Annotated in this window: 17 protein-coding genes and 1 pseudogene; 1 reads left to right on the top strand and 17 read right to left on the bottom strand. The window is 35.7% G+C overall.

The window, feature by feature from the left end:
- Positions 1–40: 40 nt before the first annotated feature.
- The 5 genes from recG to D8M03_RS01665 all read right to left on the bottom strand — a co-directional run bounded on the left by recG (position 41) and on the right by D8M03_RS01665 (position 5840).
- On the bottom strand, positions 41–2089 hold the full coding sequence (recG, locus tag D8M03_RS01685) for an ATP-dependent DNA helicase RecG (protein WP_121212945.1): 2049 nt from the start codon (positions 2087–2089) through the stop codon (positions 41–43).
- On the bottom strand, positions 2086–2973 hold the full coding sequence (gene sdaAA, locus D8M03_RS01680) for an L-serine ammonia-lyase, iron-sulfur-dependent, subunit alpha (protein ID WP_121212944.1): 888 nt from the start codon (positions 2971–2973) through the stop codon (positions 2086–2088). The genes recG and sdaAA overlap by 4 nt, the downstream gene beginning before the upstream one ends.
- 12 nt (positions 2974–2985) lie before the next feature.
- Positions 2986–3648 (bottom strand): L-serine ammonia-lyase, iron-sulfur-dependent subunit beta, encoded by a 663-nt coding sequence (gene sdaAB, locus D8M03_RS01675; RefSeq protein WP_121212943.1) that lies wholly within the window; start codon positions 3646–3648, stop codon positions 2986–2988.
- A 155-nt stretch (positions 3649–3803) separates the two neighbouring features.
- Positions 3804–5459, bottom strand: coding sequence for a DAK2 domain-containing protein (locus D8M03_RS01670; RefSeq protein ID WP_121212942.1), 1656 nt, complete (start codon positions 5457–5459; stop codon positions 3804–3806).
- Between the two features lie 18 nt (positions 5460–5477).
- Positions 5478–5840 (bottom strand): Asp23/Gls24 family envelope stress response protein, encoded by a 363-nt coding sequence (locus D8M03_RS01665; RefSeq protein WP_121212941.1) that lies wholly within the window; start codon positions 5838–5840, stop codon positions 5478–5480.
- Positions 5841–6234: 394 nt separating this feature from the next.
- Here D8M03_RS01665 and rpmB point away from each other — a divergent pair, with 394 nt between their 5' ends.
- Entirely contained in the window at positions 6235–6423 is a 189-nt protein-coding gene (gene rpmB, locus D8M03_RS01660; protein WP_097072095.1) for a 50S ribosomal protein L28, read from the top strand.
- A gap of 503 nt (positions 6424–6926) precedes the next feature.
- Here the strand turns inward: rpmB and D8M03_RS01650 are convergent.
- The 12 genes and pseudogenes from D8M03_RS01650 to rpoZ form a co-directional block, all read right to left on the bottom strand.
- The gene (locus D8M03_RS01650; protein WP_121212940.1) at positions 6927–7580 is read right to left on the bottom strand and encodes a thiamine diphosphokinase; all 654 of its coding nucleotides are present in this window, start codon (positions 7578–7580) and stop codon (positions 6927–6929) included.
- Positions 7580–8245, bottom strand: a complete 666-nt coding sequence (gene rpe, locus D8M03_RS01645; protein WP_121212939.1) for a ribulose-phosphate 3-epimerase — start codon at positions 8243–8245, stop codon at positions 7580–7582. Before rpe ends, D8M03_RS01650 begins: the two co-directional genes overlap by 1 nt.
- 2 nt (positions 8246–8247) lie before the next feature.
- Entirely contained in the window at positions 8248–9129 is an 882-nt protein-coding gene (rsgA, locus tag D8M03_RS01640) for a ribosome small subunit-dependent GTPase A (RefSeq protein WP_121212938.1), read from the bottom strand.
- Between the two features lie 10 nt (positions 9130–9139).
- The gene (pknB, locus tag D8M03_RS01635) at positions 9140–11131 is read right to left on the bottom strand and encodes a Stk1 family PASTA domain-containing Ser/Thr kinase (RefSeq protein ID WP_121212937.1); all 1992 of its coding nucleotides are present in this window, start codon (positions 11129–11131) and stop codon (positions 9140–9142) included.
- A 2-nt stretch (positions 11132–11133) separates the two neighbouring features.
- Entirely contained in the window at positions 11134–11883 is a 750-nt protein-coding gene (locus D8M03_RS01630) for a Stp1/IreP family PP2C-type Ser/Thr phosphatase (RefSeq protein ID WP_121212936.1), read from the bottom strand.
- Between the two features lie 5 nt (positions 11884–11888).
- A complete protein-coding gene (gene rlmN, locus D8M03_RS01625) occupies positions 11889–13028 on the bottom strand; it encodes a dual-specificity RNA methyltransferase RlmN (RefSeq protein ID WP_121212935.1) in 1140 nt (379 codons plus the stop codon).
- A gap of 27 nt (positions 13029–13055) precedes the next feature.
- Positions 13056–14408 carry a 16S rRNA (cytosine(967)-C(5))-methyltransferase RsmB gene (gene rsmB / locus D8M03_RS01620; protein ID WP_121212934.1) on the bottom strand — a complete coding sequence of 451 codons (1353 nt, stop codon included), beginning with the start codon at positions 14406–14408 and terminating at the stop codon, positions 13056–13058.
- The gene (fmt, locus tag D8M03_RS01615; RefSeq protein WP_121212933.1) at positions 14405–15346 is read right to left on the bottom strand and encodes a methionyl-tRNA formyltransferase; all 942 of its coding nucleotides are present in this window, start codon (positions 15344–15346) and stop codon (positions 14405–14407) included. Before fmt ends, rsmB begins: the two co-directional genes overlap by 4 nt.
- Before the next feature lie 2 nt (positions 15347–15348).
- The gene (def, locus tag D8M03_RS01610) at positions 15349–15843 is read right to left on the bottom strand and encodes a peptide deformylase (RefSeq protein ID WP_121212932.1); all 495 of its coding nucleotides are present in this window, start codon (positions 15841–15843) and stop codon (positions 15349–15351) included.
- A gap of 72 nt (positions 15844–15915) precedes the next feature.
- The gene (priA, locus tag D8M03_RS01605; RefSeq protein ID WP_121212931.1) at positions 15916–18333 is read right to left on the bottom strand and encodes a primosomal protein N'; all 2418 of its coding nucleotides are present in this window, start codon (positions 18331–18333) and stop codon (positions 15916–15918) included.
- Between the two features lie 11 nt (positions 18334–18344).
- Positions 18345–18884 (bottom strand): annotated as a pseudogene (gene coaBC, locus D8M03_RS01600) (bifunctional phosphopantothenoylcysteine decarboxylase/phosphopantothenate--cysteine ligase CoaBC); the annotation flags it as partial.
- 113 nt (positions 18885–18997) lie between these two features.
- Positions 18998–19222, bottom strand: coding sequence for a DNA-directed RNA polymerase subunit omega (gene rpoZ, locus D8M03_RS01595; protein WP_121212929.1), 225 nt, complete (start codon positions 19220–19222; stop codon positions 18998–19000).
- Between the last annotated feature and the right edge of the window lie 4 nt (positions 19223–19226).

Below are 19226 nucleotides of genomic sequence, written 5' to 3'. Positions count from 1 at the left end.
CAAAAAAAAGAACGCAACATAAAGTTACGTCCATTTTAAGTTAATCCATTCGTTCACCTGAGAGTACTCCAGATTCTTCTAACATTTCTCTTAAAGATCTATACTCTTCATTTTCCCAAAAGTTCTTATCATAGATTATTTTTTCGGCATCTTGTCGAGCAACTTCTAGTGTTCTATAGTCATGTACTAAATCTGCCATTTTAAATTCAGGGAGACCACTTTGCTTTTTACCGAAAAAGTCGCCTGGTCCTCGTAATTCCAAATCTTTTTCAGCTAAACGGAAGCCATCATTCGTTTGAGTCATAGACATCATCCGCTCTTTTCCTTCATCAGATTTAGGATCGGCTAATAATACGCAATAAGACTGGTGTTGTCCTCGTCCAACTCGGCCGCGCAATTGATGTAACTGAGCTAGTCCAAATCGATCCGCATCGTATATTAACATGTATGATGCATTTGGAACGTTTACCCCTACTTCAACGACTGTCGTTGACACTAATACATGGATCTCTCCTTCAGAATAGGCACGCATCACTTGCTCCTTCTCATCAGGATGTAATCGCCCATGCATTAGTCCGACTTTATATCTTCCGTGGAATATGGTTGCAAGCTGCTCATACACTTCAACAGCATTTTGAACATCTAATTTATCAGATTCCTCAATTAAAGGACAAATTACATATGCTTGTCTACCTTGACTAAGTTCTATTTCCATTTTCGAAATAGCCGAATTCAATTGTTCCTTTTTTAGCCAGTGTGTTTCGATTTGCTTTCTACCTGCTGGCAATTCATCAATAATCGAAACATCCATTTCACCAAAAGCCGTTATAGCCAATGTTCTCGGTATTGGAGTTGCTGTCATAAAAAGAACATCAGGATTAATTCCCTTATCCCTTAATATACGTCTTTGCTCTACTCCAAATCGATGTTGTTCATCGGTAATAACAAATCCTAAGTTCGAAAAGACAACATCAGGTTGAATTAACGCATGGGTACCAATTAAAATATCTATTTCCCCATTATGTAATTGCTCTAAAATGACTTTTCGTTCTTTACTTTTTGTAGAACCCGATAGTAGAGCGACACGAACCCCAATTGGATCAAACCAACTTTTCAAACTTTCCGCATGTTGTTCCGCTAAAATTTCGGTCGGTGCCATTAAAGCGCCTTGAAAACCAGCTGTTACTGCTGCATAAAGTCCGATAGCTGCTACAATAGTTTTACCTGACCCTACATCTCCTTGCAAAAGTCGATTCATTCGATGAGGTTCTTTTAAATCTTTACAAATATCATTTACAACCCTTTTCTGAGCATTTGTTAATTCAAATGGAATTGTACTTATAAACTTTTTTAATTTCTTAAGATCATACTGTATTATCGTACCTTGTTCATCACTTTTACGAGCTTTACGCAATGCTTGAATTCTCAATTGAAAATGCAATAATTCTTCATAAACAAATCGTCTTCTAGCTTGTTTTGCATGCTCTGCATCTTTAGGGAAATGAACGCCTTCTAATGCTTCTAAAAGTGAAGGCAGTTTATATTTCTGTATTAAATGCAAAGGGAGAGTCTCCGCTAAGTTCTCTCCCGCTACATCTAACGCTTGGCGCATATACTTTCTAAATCTATTTTGACGAAGTGATCCACGTAAACTATAAACTGGTTCAAAATCTGTATTATCTGTTTTTGGACCAAAATGAATAGACGTACCATTGATAACTTGTCTACCTCGATCCCATTTGCCTGAAACCGTAATAATTGAACCTGGAGTTAATTTCGTTCGTAAATACGCTTGATTAAAAAAAACAACTTTCACTAAATGTCTTCCAGCAAGTACTGTTACTTGTATTCTCGTTTTATTTTTTCCAAGGTAAAGAACAGAAGGCACACTTTCAACTCTTGCTTCCACCGTCACTTTTTCATTGTGAGGTGTTTCAGCTAAATCCTTTAGTCGTTGATCTTCGTGACGAAAAGGAAATGTCCAAATCAAATCTTGAACTGTAAATATTCCCATCTCTGCTAAATGTTCTGCTGTTTCTTTTCCAATCCCTTTTAGTTCAGTTACTGCTTCAAACTCTTTAATTGTCAATTTACTGCACTCCCAAAAATCTTAGCAGCAATTTCCTTACCTGTCGGAGTAGCCGCCAAACCACCGCGAGCTGTTTCTTTTAAATTTGGATTCATTGTCTGGCCAATTCTAAACATTGCACCAATTACTTCATCACAAGGGATACGACTTGAAATTCCTGCTAATGCCATATCTGCAGCAACAAGAGCATTTGCAGCACCCATTGCATTTCGTTTCACACAAGGTACTTCAACAAGTCCTGCTACAGGATCACAAACTAAGCCAAGCATATTTTTTAAAGTAATTGCAAACGCTTCCGCACATTGAGCAGGTGTCCCTCCAGCCATTTCAACAATGGATGCTGCCGCCATACCAGCAGCAGAACCGACCTCTGCTTGGCATCCCCCAGCTGCACCAGAAATAGATGCATTATTTGCGACGATAAAACCAAAGGCACCTGCAGTAAATAGATAACGAATCATTTGTTCACGTGTTGGGTTTAATTTATTTTTCACTGCGAAAAGTGTGCCTGGTACAACACCAGCAGAACCAGCTGTTGGCGTTGCACAAATTGTACCCATTGCAGCATTTACTTCATTTGTTGCAACAGCTTTACTAACTGCATCTAAAAGTAAATCACCGGATAAACTATTTCCGGTCGCAATATAATTCTGTAGTAAAACCGCATCACCACCTGTAAGTCCTGATACAGAACGAACCCCTTTTAGTCCCCGTTCAACTGCTTGCTCCATCACAGTTAAATTTTTATCCATTTGTTCAAATATTTCTTGTCTTGACCGACCACTAATTTTCATTTCTTGCTCGATCATGATTTCAGAGATGAGCTTATTTTCTTTATCCGCCAATTCTACTAATTCTCGTACATTATGAAATAATACGTCCAATTCGCCCACTCCTTAATTGTTTATTTTAGATACCTTTGTAATATTAGGAATTAAAGAAATTTGTTGAATCACTTTCTCATCAATATTTTGATCGACTTCAATAACCATTAAAGCAGTCAATCCACGTTCAATTCGAGAAACTTCCATATGACCAATATTTATATTATGCATTGCTAAACAGTTCGCAACATTCGCAATACATCCTGCACGGTCATCATGTACAACGAGTAAAGCAGGCATTCCACCTGTTAAACGTAATTTGAAACCGTTTACTTCACTTACCTCAATTTTCCCTCCACCGATGGAAATCCCTTCAATAGACATTTCACCAGTGTCATCTCCCAAAACAATTCGTGCCGTATTAGGATGCTCTTTGTTTGCTGTTTCTGCAATAAATTCAAAGGATAATCCTATTTTCTTTGCATGTTCAAAAGATGTTTTTATTCGTTCGTCAAACGTATCAAAATCTAATAACCCACCAATAATCGCCACATCTGTTCCATGACCTTTATAAGTTTCCGCAAAAGAACCATAAAGATGGATTTTTGCCCATTTAGGCGTACGTCCGAATAAATCTCGTGCAACTCGTCCAATTCGTGCCGCACCTGCTGTATGTGAAGAAGAGGGGCCAATCATAACGGGTCCGATAATGTCAAAAACTGAAGTAAATTTCAACCTACTCTCTCCTTTAAAAAATATTTTACGAAATTATCATTATAGTACATTGTAAGCCTAGTTTAACATGAACATTCTTTAACAATCAAAATAAATAGAATTCAAAAAATAAAGACAGTACATGTAATTAAATACACAAGTACTGTCTTAAAGTTTTATTCAATTGATAAGATAAATGGATATAGTGATTGTTTACCTTCTACTATTTCAACTTCAGCATCTGGATAATTTTCCTCAATAAATTGTGATAGCTCTTCTGCTTCCTTTTCTGAAGCATCTTCACCATAAAGTACCGTGATGATCTCAGTATCTTCATCTACAAGGTGAGAGACTACTTTTTGAGCAGCATCCATTTTATTCGGCGTAGAAAGTACGATTTTACCTTCAGCTAGTGCCATATAATCATCTTTGTGAATTTCTACACCATCAATAGATGTATCGCGAACTGCATATGTTACTTGACCAGTTTTCACATGTGAGAATGCGTTCGTCATATTTGTTTTATTTTCCTCAACAGATGCTTCTGGATTAAAGGCTAAAATTGCCGCCATCCCTTGAGGAATTGTTTTCGTAGGAACTACTGCAGCTTCGATATCTAATAATTCAACCGCTTGTTCCGCAGCCATAACGATATTTTTATTATTCGGCAAGATTAATACACGTTCAGCATTAATAGCTTTGACTGCCTTCACAATATCTTCAGTAGATGGATTCATCGTTTGTCCGCCTTCAATCACATATGAAGCACCAATGCTACGTAATAAGTTTGCAACACCTTCCCCCATTGCAATCGTTACAACAGCATACGGATGTTTTTCAACTTTGTTTGAAGTGTTTGAAGTAGATTGATTAGAATCATCATTTACAATTGCTGAATGTTGTTCACGCATATTGTCTACTTTAATTTTAATTAGGCTACCATATTTTTGACCTGCAGTAAGTACAGCACCAGGTGTTTCAGAATGGATATGTACTTTTGCAATTTCATCATCAGAAACAACTAATAGGGAATCTCCCATTACATTTAGTTCTTCTCTGAATTTTGCTTCATCAAATGGTTCTTTGCCTTCTTCAAAACGAACCATAATTTCAGTACAATATCCAAATACAATATCTTCTGTACTCATGAAATCTTGAGCACGATGATGTTCCGCACTAATTAGATCATCTAATGAAGCTGTATTTTTTTCTGGTAATGCTTCACCTTTTAAAGAAGCAAGGAAACCTTCGTAGATGAATAGTAAGCCTTGTCCACCACTATCGACTACCCCAACTTCTTTTAATACAGGGAGTAATTCAGGAGTTCGGTCTAAGGAATTTTTCGCTTCCTTAACGACAACTTCCATCACAGAAATAACGCTTGTTTCCGTTTGAGCAGCTTCCACAGCTTTTGCAGCAGCTTCACGGGCAACAGTTAAAATTGTACCTTCAACCGGTTTCATAACTGCTTTATAAGCAGTATCAACCCCAGCTTGGAATGCACCAGCGAATTTTTGTGCATCAATCTCTTGTTCTTTTTCAATGAATTTCCCAAAACCACGGAATAGTTGAGACAAGATAACACCTGAATTTCCTCGTGCCCCCATTAATAATCCTTTAGATAAGCTTTGGGCAGTTTTCCCGATATGTTGATCTGCATTACTTTGCGTTTCCTTTGCACCGGAAGTCATGGAAAGGTTCATATTCGTTCCAGTATCTCCATCTGGTACAGGGAATACATTTAATGAATCAACGTAACTTGCATTTTGCGATAGATGGTGAGCTCCCATCTGCACCATTTCAGCAAATTTGATTCCGTCTAGTGACTTCATCCGATTTAAATCCTCCTCTTACACATTCATAACACGAACGCCTTGAACAAATATGTTAACTGAATTTACGCTCATACCTAATGTTTTATTTATAGTGTATTTCACTTTTGATTGGACCTGATAAGCTACTTCCGAAATTTTTGTTCCATAGCTTACAATGATATACATATCGATATTAAGGTCTTGTCCATTTTGACGAATAATTACGCCCTTTGCGAAGTTCTCTTTTCGTAGAATGTCTGTTAATCCATCACGAATTTGATGTTTTGATGCCATACCGACAACTCCGTAACATTCGATTGCCGCTCCACCAGCAATTTGAGCAATTACATCATTTGCAATATCAATTTGGCCAAAATCATTTTTAATTTCTAGTGACATAAATTTTTGCCTCCTTGGCTAATTTGGGATAAAAAGTTCTGTAGTTATCCGCTACTGTAACAAACATGTATCTCGATTTTAACGACAAACTTAGAGACTAAACTAAACTAAACTATATTGTACTACACAAAAATTGATTATAAAAGAAAACGTTGGTATTCGTCTACTTATTGTGCATTTGATTAACATCATTATGCAAGTATTGTTAATTTTGTTGGTATCATATTTATTGTAAAAATAACGAAATATATTTTTTGTTGTGTAAAGTATTTTTTCTTGAAAGGTTATGCGAAAATTGTTGCATAGAATCACGAGCTATGTTAAATTATTAAAGTATGTGAAATAACGAACTGAAAAACAAGCTTTCAGATTCATCTGTAAGGAGGGAATATACATGCCTAAACAATGTGCAGTAACTGGTCGTAAAGCTCGTTCAGGCAATAGCCGTTCACACGCTATGAACGCTAACAAACGTACTTGGGGTGCTAACTTACAAAAAGTTCGTATCTTAGTTAACGGTAAACCAAAACGTGTATGGGTATCTGCTCGTGCTTTAAAATCTGGTAAAGTTGAACGCGTTTAATACGACTCAATACCATTAAAAAACATCGATTTTTACATCATGTAAAAGTCGATGTTTTTTTATTTTATTATGAAGTGAAACAAGTATATTAATTTGCCCCCTAGTCACAACTTGCTTTAAAGTAAAAAGATTTATATAAATACAATACAACTTTGTGGCAAAAAAGTGATACAAAATTTCTTTCATATTTCAAAAATAATTCACAACTTCATAGAGAAACACATAAAGTTACTAGGATTATCTTAGAAAAAAGGAAAATATCAAATATTAAGAAGGAGGCGTCTCAATATAATATGAGACGCCTCCTTCTTCAGCTGAAAGTTTTAGTTTGTGCATCCAATAAAAATGACCGGCGTAATAAAATAACGAATAAAAAATATTATTATTCCTTGCGTTTTTTCTTCTTTCCGCCGCCGGTAAATAAATTGATGCAACTACGTGTAAGGCTACTAACAAACTTAGGTAACTGAAATGTATAAACTCGCAAAATTGGGCCCTCCTTTTTAATCACTGCTTCTTATCATTAAACATATGCCTGATGAAAAAGAGATATACCCCTGCTCGAGAATCAATTCATTACTTGTGAATCTAGAAGTTCCAATTTCAATTGTTTCATTTGTAGTCTCGTATTTTACCCCACGTAATGTTACATCTTCTACTGTTTTTTCAAAAGCAAAAAACGAAATATATCGAAACTTTTCATCTCGTAATATATTATGTTTGCCAGGCAATAGTATGCGAATTTCATTATGGGAGTTTATAATTTTTATTACAATATGAGGATTTTCCAATTGTAATCTATAAATTGAACGTATTGCCGCTTCAAAATGGTCAAGACGCCCTCCAGTAACCCCTGTTAAATAAATTTCAGTAGGTTGATAAGCAATTGCTCTTAATAAAGCTAGGTCAGTATCCGTTTCGTCTTTTTCTGCTTTTGCCTTATCAATATGTTTCACTACTTTTGTAACACGTGCCCAATCTTCATCAGATAATGAATCAAAATCACCAAGGATTTCTGTCGGGATGATTCCTGCATCTAATAAATGTATAGATCCGTAATCAGCGCCAATGAATACTACATCCTCAATGCTTTTAAAACGTTCTAATGGGTAAATATCTTCGTAGGGGCCGCCCGAGCAAATGACTACGATTGACATTACACTAATGCTGCCTCGCCAGCAGCTTTAATTTGTTGTAAGGCAGTAGCACGATCTTCTTGATTATAGATAGCTGATCCAGCAACAAAAATGTTCGCACCTGCTTTTGCACACGGAACAATTGTTTCTGCGTTTATGCCACCATCAATTTCAATTTCAATGTTTAACCCACGCTCTTTAATGATTCTAGATAGTGCTTCAATTTTAGGCACAACAGATGAGATGAATTTTTGACCCCCAAAACCAGGGTTTACTGTCATGAATAAAACAAAATCAACATCTTCTAAAATGTGTTGAATCGATTCAATTGGAGTATGAGGATTTAATACAACACCAGGCTTTATATTATATGAACGAATTAATTGAATTGTACGGTGTAAGTGTCTACAGGCTTCGACGTGAACAGAAATATAATCTGCTCCTGCTTTTGCAAATTGTTCAATATAGCTATCAGGATTTTCAATCATTAAATGAACATCAAGTGGTAATGTCGTAAGTGGACGTAATGCCTCCACTACGATTGGTCCCATTGTAATATTAGGAACAAAATGTCCATCCATTACATCAATATGAATAAGCTCTGCCCCTGCTTCTTCTACTTCTTTTACTTCCTGTCCTAGTTTTGCAAAATTTGCTGCTAGGATCGATGGTGCAATTTTAATCATTGTTAGTACCTCGGCTTTCGATCAATTATTTCTTGTAAAAATTGTTGGTAATGTTCGTAACGATGTGGCTGGATGTCCCCAGTTTCTAAGGCATCTTTAATTGCACATTTCGGTTCTTTTATGTGTAAACACCCTCGAAATTTACAACCTTCCCTTAATTCGGCAAATTCAGGGAAGCATAATGTTAGTTCTTCTTTCTCAATTGTGTCGAAATCGAAGGAACTAAACCCTGGTGTATCTGCTAATAACCCATTATTTACTTCAATCAGTTCCACGTGGCGTGTCGTATGCTTTCCTCGACCAAGACTTTGTGAAATAACCCCTGTTTGTAAATTTAAGTTTGGTAAGAGTGTATTTAATAATGTAGATTTCCCTACACCAGATTGACCTGCCAATACAGATGTTTTTCCTTCTAAAACAGGTTGTAATCTTTCTAATAATGTTGGGTCATTTTTATAAGTTTCAATGATTTCATATCCAATTGATTTGTATTGTTGGATATACGTTTGAATCGTTTCTTGATCTGTTTCAGTCAATAAATCCGTTTTTGTTAACACAATAATTGGAGTTACTTGAAATGATTCTAATACAACCAAGAAGCGATCTAATAAAATCGTATTAAAATCAGGTTCCTTTACTGAAAACACAAGTAAGGCTTGATCAATATTCGCAATAGGTGGGCGAACTAATTCATTTTTTCTTGGATGGATTTTCACAATCACTCCATCCGAGTCACCTTCTTTAGTAAAATCAACAAAATCACCGACAAGGGGAGATTCTCCGCGATTGCGAAAAACCCCTCGTCCGCGACATTGAATTAGTTCTCCGTTTTGCTCAACATAATAATATCCACTTAAAGCTTTACGAATTTGGCCTTGCGCCATCCTTTCACCCCTAGTTTACAGTCTCATATGGGATTGTTTCTTCTACGATATTAATGGAATCTCGTTCAATTCGATAAACCGCTTTAGAGCCTTCTTCAATTTCTAATGAAATTCGATACTTACGGTCTTCTGTAATTGTGAATTCATCAGTCGGTTCTCCCATTGATTGGTTTTTATCTTGAATAAATATGCGAATTTTTTGTTCTTCCCCTAGATTTATTGGTTCATACGGAATAACAATATCTTTATAATATACTTTTGATTGTTTTGCTGCTGGGCCCTTTGAAATATCAACTTCTATTGTTCCACCAGCTTCTATTTTGGCATTTGGTGCTGGATTTTGTGAAATAACTGTTCCCGCTTGTGCAGTATCATGATGTACAGTATTTTTCACTTTTACTTTTAACCCTGAAGTACGTTCAAATTCTTTTAATGCAGCTTCATTATAACCAATTAAATTTGAAACTGTTACAAAATTCTTTCCTTTACTTATCGTTAATTTAACAATTGTTTCCTTTGGATTAACTTCTTCCCCAGCTTTAGGTTCCTGTTCAAGGATAGTACCTGCTGCTTCAGGAGAATAAATTTCAGTAATTTCGTAATCTGCAAATTCAGCATTCTCAAGTATAGAAGTCACTTGGTTAATTGACTGACCTACATAATCACTCATCTCAATCTTTTCACTACCGATACTTTGAATTAAATTAATTTCAGTACCTTTAACACGAGTTAAGCCTGCTTTAGGATTTGTTTCAATGATGAGTCCCTCTTCAATTTCATCTGAGTTTTTCTCCCTTATATCACCAACAACAAAGCCTGCATCTTCTAACTTCTTCGTTGCCTCTTCAACATCTAGATTTGAAACATCTGGAATTTCAAATTTAGAAGGAGTGATTAAATTGATTACTAAAAAAGCGGAAAGAGCTATAATTGCAATAATAGCTAGAATAATGCTAACGATTTTCCCTTTATTATTTTTCTTTTTGGGCTTCGTTTTCGTCTTTGATTTATTTTTTGACTTCGTTTTTACTTCATCAACTACAGGTTCTTTCTCCTTTATCTCATGTGACAATACTTTGGTATTCGCAATTTCCGTTAATGGCATACGCTCTTTTATAATTGGAATTGCTTTCGTTTCATCATCATCAATTGGAGGAGTAAATTTCAGTTCATTTAGACGATCTGGTGATAAAACCGTTTGTAAGTCTTCTCCCATTTCTTCAACAGAAGCGTAACGATGATCTGGGTTTTTAGCTGTTGCTTTTAAAACGACATTTTCTAGACTTTGCGGTATTGATGCATCAAAAGCACGTAAGGAAGGAGTTTCTGTTTGCAAATGTTTTAATGCAATGGACACAGCAGACTCTCCCGAAAAAGGTAATTCTCCTGTTAGTAATTCATAGAGAACTATCCCTAAAGCATAGATATCTGATTTTTTTGTAGCTGAGCCTCCCCTTGCTTGCTCGGGAGATAAGTAATGTACCGTTCCAATTACTGAATTCGTCTTTGTATAACTAGTGGCACTTAATGACGTTGCAATTCCAAAATCCGTTACTTTAATATTTCCATCTTGGTCCATTAAAATATTTTGTGGCTTAATGTCTCGATGAATAATTTGATTTTCATGGGCATGGGCAATTGCAGAAGTTAACTGTTTCATAATCTGCACACTACGGGAAGGCGACAAAGGCGAAAACTCATTTATGTATTGCTTTAACGTTTTGCCTTTCACATATTCCATGACAATATAATGCATATCTCCATCTTCACCAACATCATAAATACTTACAATATTCGGATGAAGGAGACTCGTTGCAGATAATGCTTCCCTTTGGAAACGGCGGTGAAATTCTTCCTCATTGGATGCATCATAACGTAAAATTTTTACAGCAACTTCTCGATTTAAGATAATATCATGAGCTAGATAGACGTTAGACATTCCTCCGCCACCAATTAGTTGCAAAATTTTATATCGATCATTTATTCGTTTACCAATTAACATCGTTACACCTCCTCATCGCCTAAGGATAATAAAATGACAGAAATGTTGTCTTCTCCACCTGATTCATTTGCTAACTGAACAAGTTTTTTTCCTTTTTCCTTTAATGACATTGGCAAGGTTAAAATTGCTGCCATCTCATCTGTGGAAAGTTTATTACTTAGACCGTCAGAACAAATTAAAACATAGGATGGATTTTCCAACATCAGTTCATAAAAATCTGGTTCTATCGTGCTTTCTGTTCCTAGTGATTTTACGATAAAGTTTTTTTGTGGATGATTTTCTGCTTCTTCTTCACTAATTTCACCGTAATCAACTAAAATATTGACAAAGGAATGGTCTCTTGTCACAAGAGTAACAGCTTCAGGTGTAAAATAATACACTCTACTATCACCAATATGGGCAATAAAACAATTATTACCATCTATTAAAACAGCAATTAATGTAGAACCCATTCCCTTACAGCTTTCATGTGATAAAGAATGATTGTAAATTTTTGTATTTAGTTCTGAGATAACTTCATAAAGCCAGCGTTTTTTTGCTTCTGAGGAATTTATGTCTTCTGCTTTAATTTGCAAAAAACTTTTTTCCATCTCTTTGATAGCCATTTCACTTGCAACATCGCCTGCATTATGACCACCCATTCCATCAGCTAAGATAGCCAGCTTTAAATGATCAGGGCGCTCGAAAAAAGCAACCCGATCTTCATTTACTTTACGTTTGCGCCCTATATCACTTTCGACTGTATATTTCACAGTTGTCACCTCGTCTCTTGCGCTCTCTCTTTCGCTCTTAATTGTCCGCAAGCAGCATCTATATCTGAACCATGTTCACGACGAATTGTTACGTTAATCCCATTTTTCTTTAAAGTTTTTTCAAAGGCAAAAATTTGATTTCTTGGTGTTCTTACATAATCTCTTTCTGGTACATAGTTTACAGGAATTAAGTTAACATGGCATTTAATTCCTTTAATTAATTTTGACAATTCTTCTGCATGTTCAACCGAATCATTTTCTCCACCAAATAAACCATACTCAAAACTTACTCGTCTACCTGTTTTATTTGTGTAATATCGAATGGCTTCCATTAATTCTTCTAACTTATATGCACGAGCAATTGGCATTAATTTTTGACGTAATTCTTGATTCGGTGCGTGTAAAGATAGGGCAAAATTAATTTGTAATTGTTCATCAGCGAATTGATAAATCTTTGGTACAATTCCTGAAGTTGAAACAGTTATGTGACGTGCACCAATATTTAAACCTTTATCGTCATTAATTACTTTTAAGAAATTCATCATTGCATCGTAATTATCAAATGGTTCACCAATACCCATAATTACGATATGTGAAACTCGTTCATTCACTTCATCCAAGGCTTGTTGAACTTTTACTACTTGTTCAACAATTTCACCTGCTAATAAGTGACGTTTTAATCCACCTAAAGTTGATGCACAAAACGTACAACCAATTCGACAACCTACCTGCGTTGTTACACAAACAGAATTTCCATAATCATGACGCATTAACACGGTTTCAATAGAGTATCCATCTTGTAATTGGAACAGAAATTTAATTGTTCCATCTTTTGATTCTTGCTTAATAATTGTTGAAAGTGTTGTTAATGCAAAATTCGCTTCTAATTTTTCACGTAACGATTTTGACAGGTTTGACATTTCATCGAAGGTTTTTACTCGTTTTTCGTATAACCATTCGTAGATTTGGGTAGCTCTAAATGCTTTTTCCCCATTGTCTTTTAACCATTGTTGTAATTGATCTAATCGTAAAGAATAAATTGATTCTTTTAGTTGAGGTTTTTCCTTTTTCTCACGACGACGGGGCTTTTGTTCAGCCTCTTCTACTAAGTCTTGAATACGTTCGTTAAATTTATTTTCATCCATTTTTAATTGGATTCTCCTTTTGTTTATCTAAGTAGTTTTTTGAAAAGCTGCTACAAAAAATCCATCACTTCCAAAGTCTTGAGGAAATACTTGGATCATGCCATGCTGTCCACGTTGTAAAAGTTGTTCCGGTAAATTTTCGATTTCAACTAATTTCATCTCTGGATGAGACGCTAAAAACACTTGAACAGTTTCTTCGTTTTCACTAGTATTCACTGTGCATGTACTATAAACAAGTCGTCCACCAGGCTTTAATACTTTTACAGCATTATCTAATAACGCTAGTTGAATGTTATGCAGACTTTCAAAATCTTCTTCTCGTTTTGTATATTTAATATCTGGTTTTCGACGCATAACACCAAGACCTGAACAAGGTGCATCCACTAAAACTGCATCGAAGGATTCGTGTTGTAAATATTCTGCTGCTTTTCGCCCATCAATCGGTGCTGTTTGGATAATATCTAACCCTAAACGTTTACATGTTGCATCAACTAAATCCAGCTTATGTGGATGTAAGTCCGTTGCTAAAATTGACCCTTCATTATCCATCTTCTCTGCGATATGTGTTGTTTTACCACCAGGTGCAGCACACATATCGAGAATACGCCAACCTTTTTGTGGATTTAAAACATTGGCTGGCATCATTGAGCTTTCATCTTGAATTGTAATGTATCCTTCTTTAAACGCATTCGTTCTAGAAGCTTGCCCATTAACCAAGTGTATACATTCAGGAATCACACTACTTTGTTTTGCAGTAATCCCTTCATTCTCTAATAGTTGAAGTACTTCTTCTACTGATGCCTTTGTTTTATTTATTCGTACGGTTTGAGTAGGTGGAACATTATTTTCATGTAACATTTCAGTTGTTTTCTCTAAACCATAAGAATCAATAAATCGTTCAACTAACCATTCTGGATGACTTGTTTCAATGGCTAAACGTTTAATTGGGTCCTTAATTTCTTCGATAGATGGCGTACCTTGACGAAGTATTGAGCGTAAAATGCCATTTACTGTTGAAGAAATCCCTTTATGTCCTCTTCTTTTAGCGATTTCTACCGCTTCATTGACAGCTGCATGGTCTGGAACACGATCTAAGTAAACAATCTGATATACAGAAAGGCGCAGTAGCCATCTTACCCAAAGATCTAGTTTTCCACGAATAAATGGTTCTAAGTAATAATCAAGAGTGTACTTATGCTGTAAAGTACCATAAGTAATTTCAGTTAGTAAGGCTCTATCCTTTGAATCAATTTTATACTTATTGATTGTTTGGTTTAATAGTAAATTACTATAGGCTTGGTTCTTATCTACAGCTAAAAGTATAGTTAAAGCTGCATCTCTCACATTACCATCCCAAATAGTCGCTTTCTTTTTTGTCATTCAAATTGGTCCCCTATCGATAATTTCATTCCTGTGCCGCGCAAATAATCCTCTGAAGTCATTCGTTTCTTTCCTGCAGGCTGCAATTCGAGAATTTCAACTGTTTCACCATTTCCAGCCACAATTTCAAAACTTTCTTTATGGATTTTTACGACTTTGCCAGCTTGTTCTTTAGATGAAGTATTCCCCATTTTTGCTGACCATATTTTGATATTTTCGCCATTAAGAGTCGTATAAGCTACCGGCCAAGGAGAAAGACCACGTATTTGGTTAAATACCACTCTCGCATCTTTCGACCAATCAATTCTTTCTTGTTCACGTGAAATATTATGGGCAAAAGTTGCTTTTGAGTGATCTTGTTCAATTCGTTCATTGGTTCCATTAATAATTAATGGAAGTGTATCCTTTAATAAATCTCTTCCTAAAACGCTTAATTTATCAAACAGGATACCCGTATTATCTGAATCTTCAATTGTGATTTCTCGTTGGGAAATAATATCTCCTGCATCTAATTTTTCTGCCATATACATAATCGTTACACCTGTTTTTTCTTCTCCATCAATAATCGCTTGATGAATTGGTGCACCACCACGGTATTTTGGTAATAGTGAAGCATGAACATTCACACAACCTAAAGGAGGTGTGTCGAGTAAATTTTTCGGCAAAATTTGACCATATGCAGCTGTCACAATTAAATCTGGTTTAAGTGCAATGATTTCTTGTAATTCTTGAGAATCTCTTAATTTTTCTGGTTGTAAAACTGGTAGACCTAATTTCATCGCTTCTTCTTTTACAGGAGGAGGAGTTAAAACTCTTTTACGCCCAACTGGACGGTCTGGCTGAGTAACTACTGCTGCTACTACATAACCTTCTTCATGTATCATTCTTAAAATTGGTACACTAAAATCGGGTGTGCCCATAAAAACTATTTTCGTCAAGATTATTCCTCCTCTTCACCGTACATTTCAGCTAATTCTTCTTCTGTTACTATTCGAATTAATTTTGAATTAAATAATACGCCGTCTAAATGATCAATTTCATGAAGTATTGCACGGGCATCGAAACCACCCGCTTCTAGTTCATATACTCGGCCTTCTCGGTCACATGCTTCAATTTTTACGTATGTAGGTCTTTCTACTTCTCCAAAAAGATTTGGGAAACTTAGACATCCTTCTATATCAACTTCAGCACCATCTGTTTCGATTACTGTAGGATTAATCATTTCTAAAATGTCACGTTCTTCACCGATTTCTACTATTGCAACTCGTAATGGTACATTAATTTGAGGAGCTGCAATTCCAACACCATCATGTTCAACCATTGTGTCGTATAAATCATCAAGAAGTGTAATAATCTCTTCATTAATTTCCGTAACTTCTTTACATTTTTCCGTTAGTACCGTTGCAGGGTATTTTACTACATCTTTAATTGCCATAATTTTTTACCTCTTTCTACACTTCTATAATAAATTAAAGGAGTTGGAACTTTATATCGTTCCAACTTCAAATTAAATCATTGTTGGATCTAAATCGATGGATAACAATATGCCTTTTTTAATCCATTCTGAACGATAAAGTTTAATAAGTTGCATTAGTGTTGGAATCAACTCAGGTTCTATTTTGTATTTTATCAAACATTGATATCGATATCTATTTTGGAGGCGACTAATGCCAGCTGCAGTAGGACCGATAATCGATACGTTAAACGAAAGATTTGATCGTAACCACTCCACACATTTTTGAGCATAATCTGCAGCCATCATTACATCTTCATGGGATACTTGAACTAATGCTAAATAGTAATATGGAGGATATCCTGCTTGATGACGCATCATCATTTCGCGTTCATAAAAAGGTTCATAAAACTGGTCTTTAGATAATTCAATCGCATAATGTTCCGGTGTATAGGTTTGAATAACTACTTCACCTTTTTTCTCATGCCTACCAGCGCGGCCACTTACCTGTGTTAATAGTTGAAAGGTTTTTTCAGCTGAGCGGAAGTCTGGTAAATGTAGTGATGTATCCGCACTAAGAACCCCTACCAAAGTTATGTTTGGATAATCTAGACCTTTTGCAATCATTTGGGTACCTAACAAAATATCTGCCTTTCCTTCACCAAAAGCTTCTAATATTTGTTCATGGGAACCCTTTGTTTTCGTTGTGTCAACATCCATCCTTAATACCCGTGCGTGTGGGAAAAACTTATACAATTCTTCTTCAACTTTTTGTGTTCCAGTACCAAAAAATCTTATATGCTCACTTTGGCATTGTGGGCAAGTCTTCGGTACATATATTTCATAGCCACAGTAATGACATTTACATTTTTCATTTGAACGGTGGTAAGTTAATGAAATATCACAGTTTTGGCATTGCAATACAGTACCGCAATCCCGACAAAGAACAAAGGAAGAGTAGCCACGACGATTTAAAAATAATACAGTTTGTTCTTTTTTATTTAATCGACTTTCGATGGATTCTAATAATTCTTGTGAAAACATCGAACGATTCCCTTTTTTCAATTCTTCCCTTAAATCAACAATGTGGACAGTAGGTAAGGCTTGTTTCATCGCCCTTTCTTTTAAGGTAAGAAGTGAATAGACATTTTTCTTTGCCCGCGCATAAGACTCTAAAGATGGCGTTGCACTACCTAAAATTACTGGACACTTATGGTATTCTCCACGCCAAATCGCAACATCCCGCGCATGATATCTTGGGTTATCTTCTTGTTTATATGTTGATTCATGTTCCTCATCCAAAATGATAATACCTACATTTTCAAAAGGAGCGAAAATAGCAGATCTTGCCCCAACAACCACTTTTACTTTACCTTGATGCACTTTTCGCCATTCATCATATTTCTCTCCAACAGATAAGCCACTATGCATAACAGCGACAAGTTCACCAAATCTTGAGCGAAATCGTTCCGTCATTTGTGGTGTAAGGGAAATTTCCGGTACCAGTACAATCGCTTCTTTTCCATCATTTAAACACTTTGAAATCGCCTGCAAGTATACTTCTGTTTTCCCACTACCAGTAATTCCGTGGAGTAAAAAGGTCTCTGTTTGATGGTTTTCCATTGCAGTAGTAATTTTTTGAAGGGCTGTGGATTGTTCTTCCGTTAAATTTAACGACTTTGTATGACCCACTTCTTTTGAAAACGGGTCTCGATATACTTCTTCTTGAATAAATTTTGCAGCCCCAAGTTCTATTAATGCTTGTAACACTGCTGAAGAAGTATTCGTTTCTTTGTAAAGAGTATCAGGATCCATTGTTTCCCCAACGTGTTGCATCATCCATTCAATAAGTACTTTTTGCTTTTTTGCTCGATTAGAAATTTGATTTGAGATGTCTCTTAAAATCTCAGTGTTATCTGCAATTTGTACTTTCCGAACTTCCTTTATTTGTCCTTTTTGTTTCACCACATTTTCTAACACAACTAACTTTTGTTTTAGCGCCGTTTTTAAAGGATGCAATAAATTATTTTTCTCAAAATCTTTATAGTTCACCTTAGAAGTTTGACTAAAAAAAGGTTTAAGTACTTCTGGTAAGTTGTCGATATCCGTTTCAAGAGAAATGAATTTTTCGTATTTTGCCCGTAATGCGGAAGGTAACATAACTTGTAATGCATCTATCTCAAAACATATCGTTTCATGTTTTAACCATTTCGCAAGTTGTAGCATTTCACTTGTTAAAACAGGTTCAATATCAAGAAGCTGTGAAATAGGTTTAATTTTTTCGCTTGGAATATCTGTCTCTTCTTTTAATGCAACAACAAATCCTAACACATTTCGAGGACCAAATTGAACTTTCACACGGCTTCCTAACTCAATTAACGAAACCATCTCGTCTGGTATTAAATAATCAAAGGACCGATCTACAGGATAAGCTGCCACATCGACAATCACTTCTGCAACGGAAATTGTCATTGTGCATTCGCTTCCTCTTTAAAGTAATTCTCCACGATTTGCGTAATTTTTTCTGGTTCCTCTAAACGACCTTTCCCTACATAGCCACATGCTAAAAATCCTTCTGAAGGTTCAATAAAAGAACAACCGTCTTCCGCTAATTGGGCAATATTTCTTTTTACTGCAGGGTGATCATACATATGTACATTCATTGCAGGTGCTAACCAAACCGGACAAGTAGCAGCAAGACATGTAGTTGTGATCATATCGTCGGCAATCCCGTTTGCTAGTTTACCGATTACATTTGCTGTTGCAGGGGCAATGAGGATTAAATCTGCCCAATCAGCAAGATCGATATGTGCAATGACACTCGAATCTTTTTCATCGAATGTATCGTAATAAACATCATTTTTTGACATCACTTGAAAACTTAAAGGCGTTACAAATTTGCGTGCTGATTCCGTCATCATTACTTTTACATTAAAATTTGCTTGAGATAATTTACTCACGAGGGCAACTGCTTTATATACAGCAATTCCTCCAGAAACACATAGTAAAATATTTTTTTTCATGATGAATTCATCCTTTCAAATGACAAGCTCCCAAAGAAAAATTCTCCGGGAGCTACAAATTTTGTCATATCAACAAATATAAACTAATAAAACATACCGCATTTTACGAAAGATTAAACTTCATCTTCGTATACAGTTGATTCATCTTGCTTTTCTTTCTTCAGTACACCGACAGCAACTTCTTCTAATGCTCTTCCTACAGGTTTGTGTGAAACATAAACTTGTAGTTTTTCGTCACCTTGTTCTTGCATTTGGCGAGCACGTTTAGCAGCAAGGCTCACTAAAGAATATTTTGAGTCAATTTTACTTTTTAAAGCATCGATAGATGGGTATAACATAATA

Source organism: Ureibacillus endophyticus (genome assembly GCF_003628435.1).
GTDB classification, from domain to species: Bacteria; Bacillota; Bacilli; order Bacillales_A; family Planococcaceae; genus Ureibacillus; species Ureibacillus endophyticus.
This window is presented reverse-complemented; position numbering and strand designations above follow the sequence as displayed.

Bases quoted from the DNA above. Each gene is read 5' to 3' on its own strand.
- D8M03_RS01665 (WP_121212941.1), bottom strand. From the start codon at position 5,840: ATGTCACTAGAAATTAAAAATGATTTTGGCCAAATTGATATTGCAAAT.
- def (WP_121212932.1), bottom strand. From the start codon at position 15,843: ATGGCAATTAAAGATGTAGTAAAATACCCTGCAACGGTACTAACGGAA.
- D8M03_RS01650 (WP_121212940.1), bottom strand. From the start codon at position 7,580: ATGTCAATCGTAGTCATTTGCTCGGGCGGCCCCTACGAAGATATTTAC.
- pknB (WP_121212937.1), bottom strand. From the start codon at position 11,131: ATGTTAATTGGTAAACGAATAAATGATCGATATAAAATTTTGCAACTA.
- rsmB (WP_121212934.1), bottom strand. From the start codon at position 14,408: ATGACAAAAAAGAAAGCGACTATTTGGGATGGTAATGTGAGAGATGCA.
- rpoZ (WP_121212929.1), bottom strand. From the start codon at position 19,222: ATGTTATACCCATCTATCGATGCTTTAAAAAGTAAAATTGACTCAAAA.
- rsgA (WP_121212938.1), bottom strand. From the start codon at position 9,129: ATGGCGCAAGGCCAAATTCGTAAAGCTTTAAGTGGATATTATTATGTT.
- rpe (WP_121212939.1), bottom strand. From the start codon at position 8,245: ATGATTAAAATTGCACCATCGATCCTAGCAGCAAATTTTGCAAAACTA.
- rlmN (WP_121212935.1), bottom strand. From the start codon at position 13,028: ATGGATGAAAATAAATTTAACGAACGTATTCAAGACTTAGTAGAAGAG.
- priA (WP_121212931.1), bottom strand. From the start codon at position 18,333: ATGACAATTTCCGTTGCAGAAGTGATTGTCGATGTGGCAGCTTATCCT.
- rpmB (WP_097072095.1), top strand. From the start codon at position 6,235: ATGCCTAAACAATGTGCAGTAACTGGTCGTAAAGCTCGTTCAGGCAAT.
- D8M03_RS01670 (WP_121212942.1), bottom strand. From the start codon at position 5,459: ATGAAGTCACTAGACGGAATCAAATTTGCTGAAATGGTGCAGATGGGA.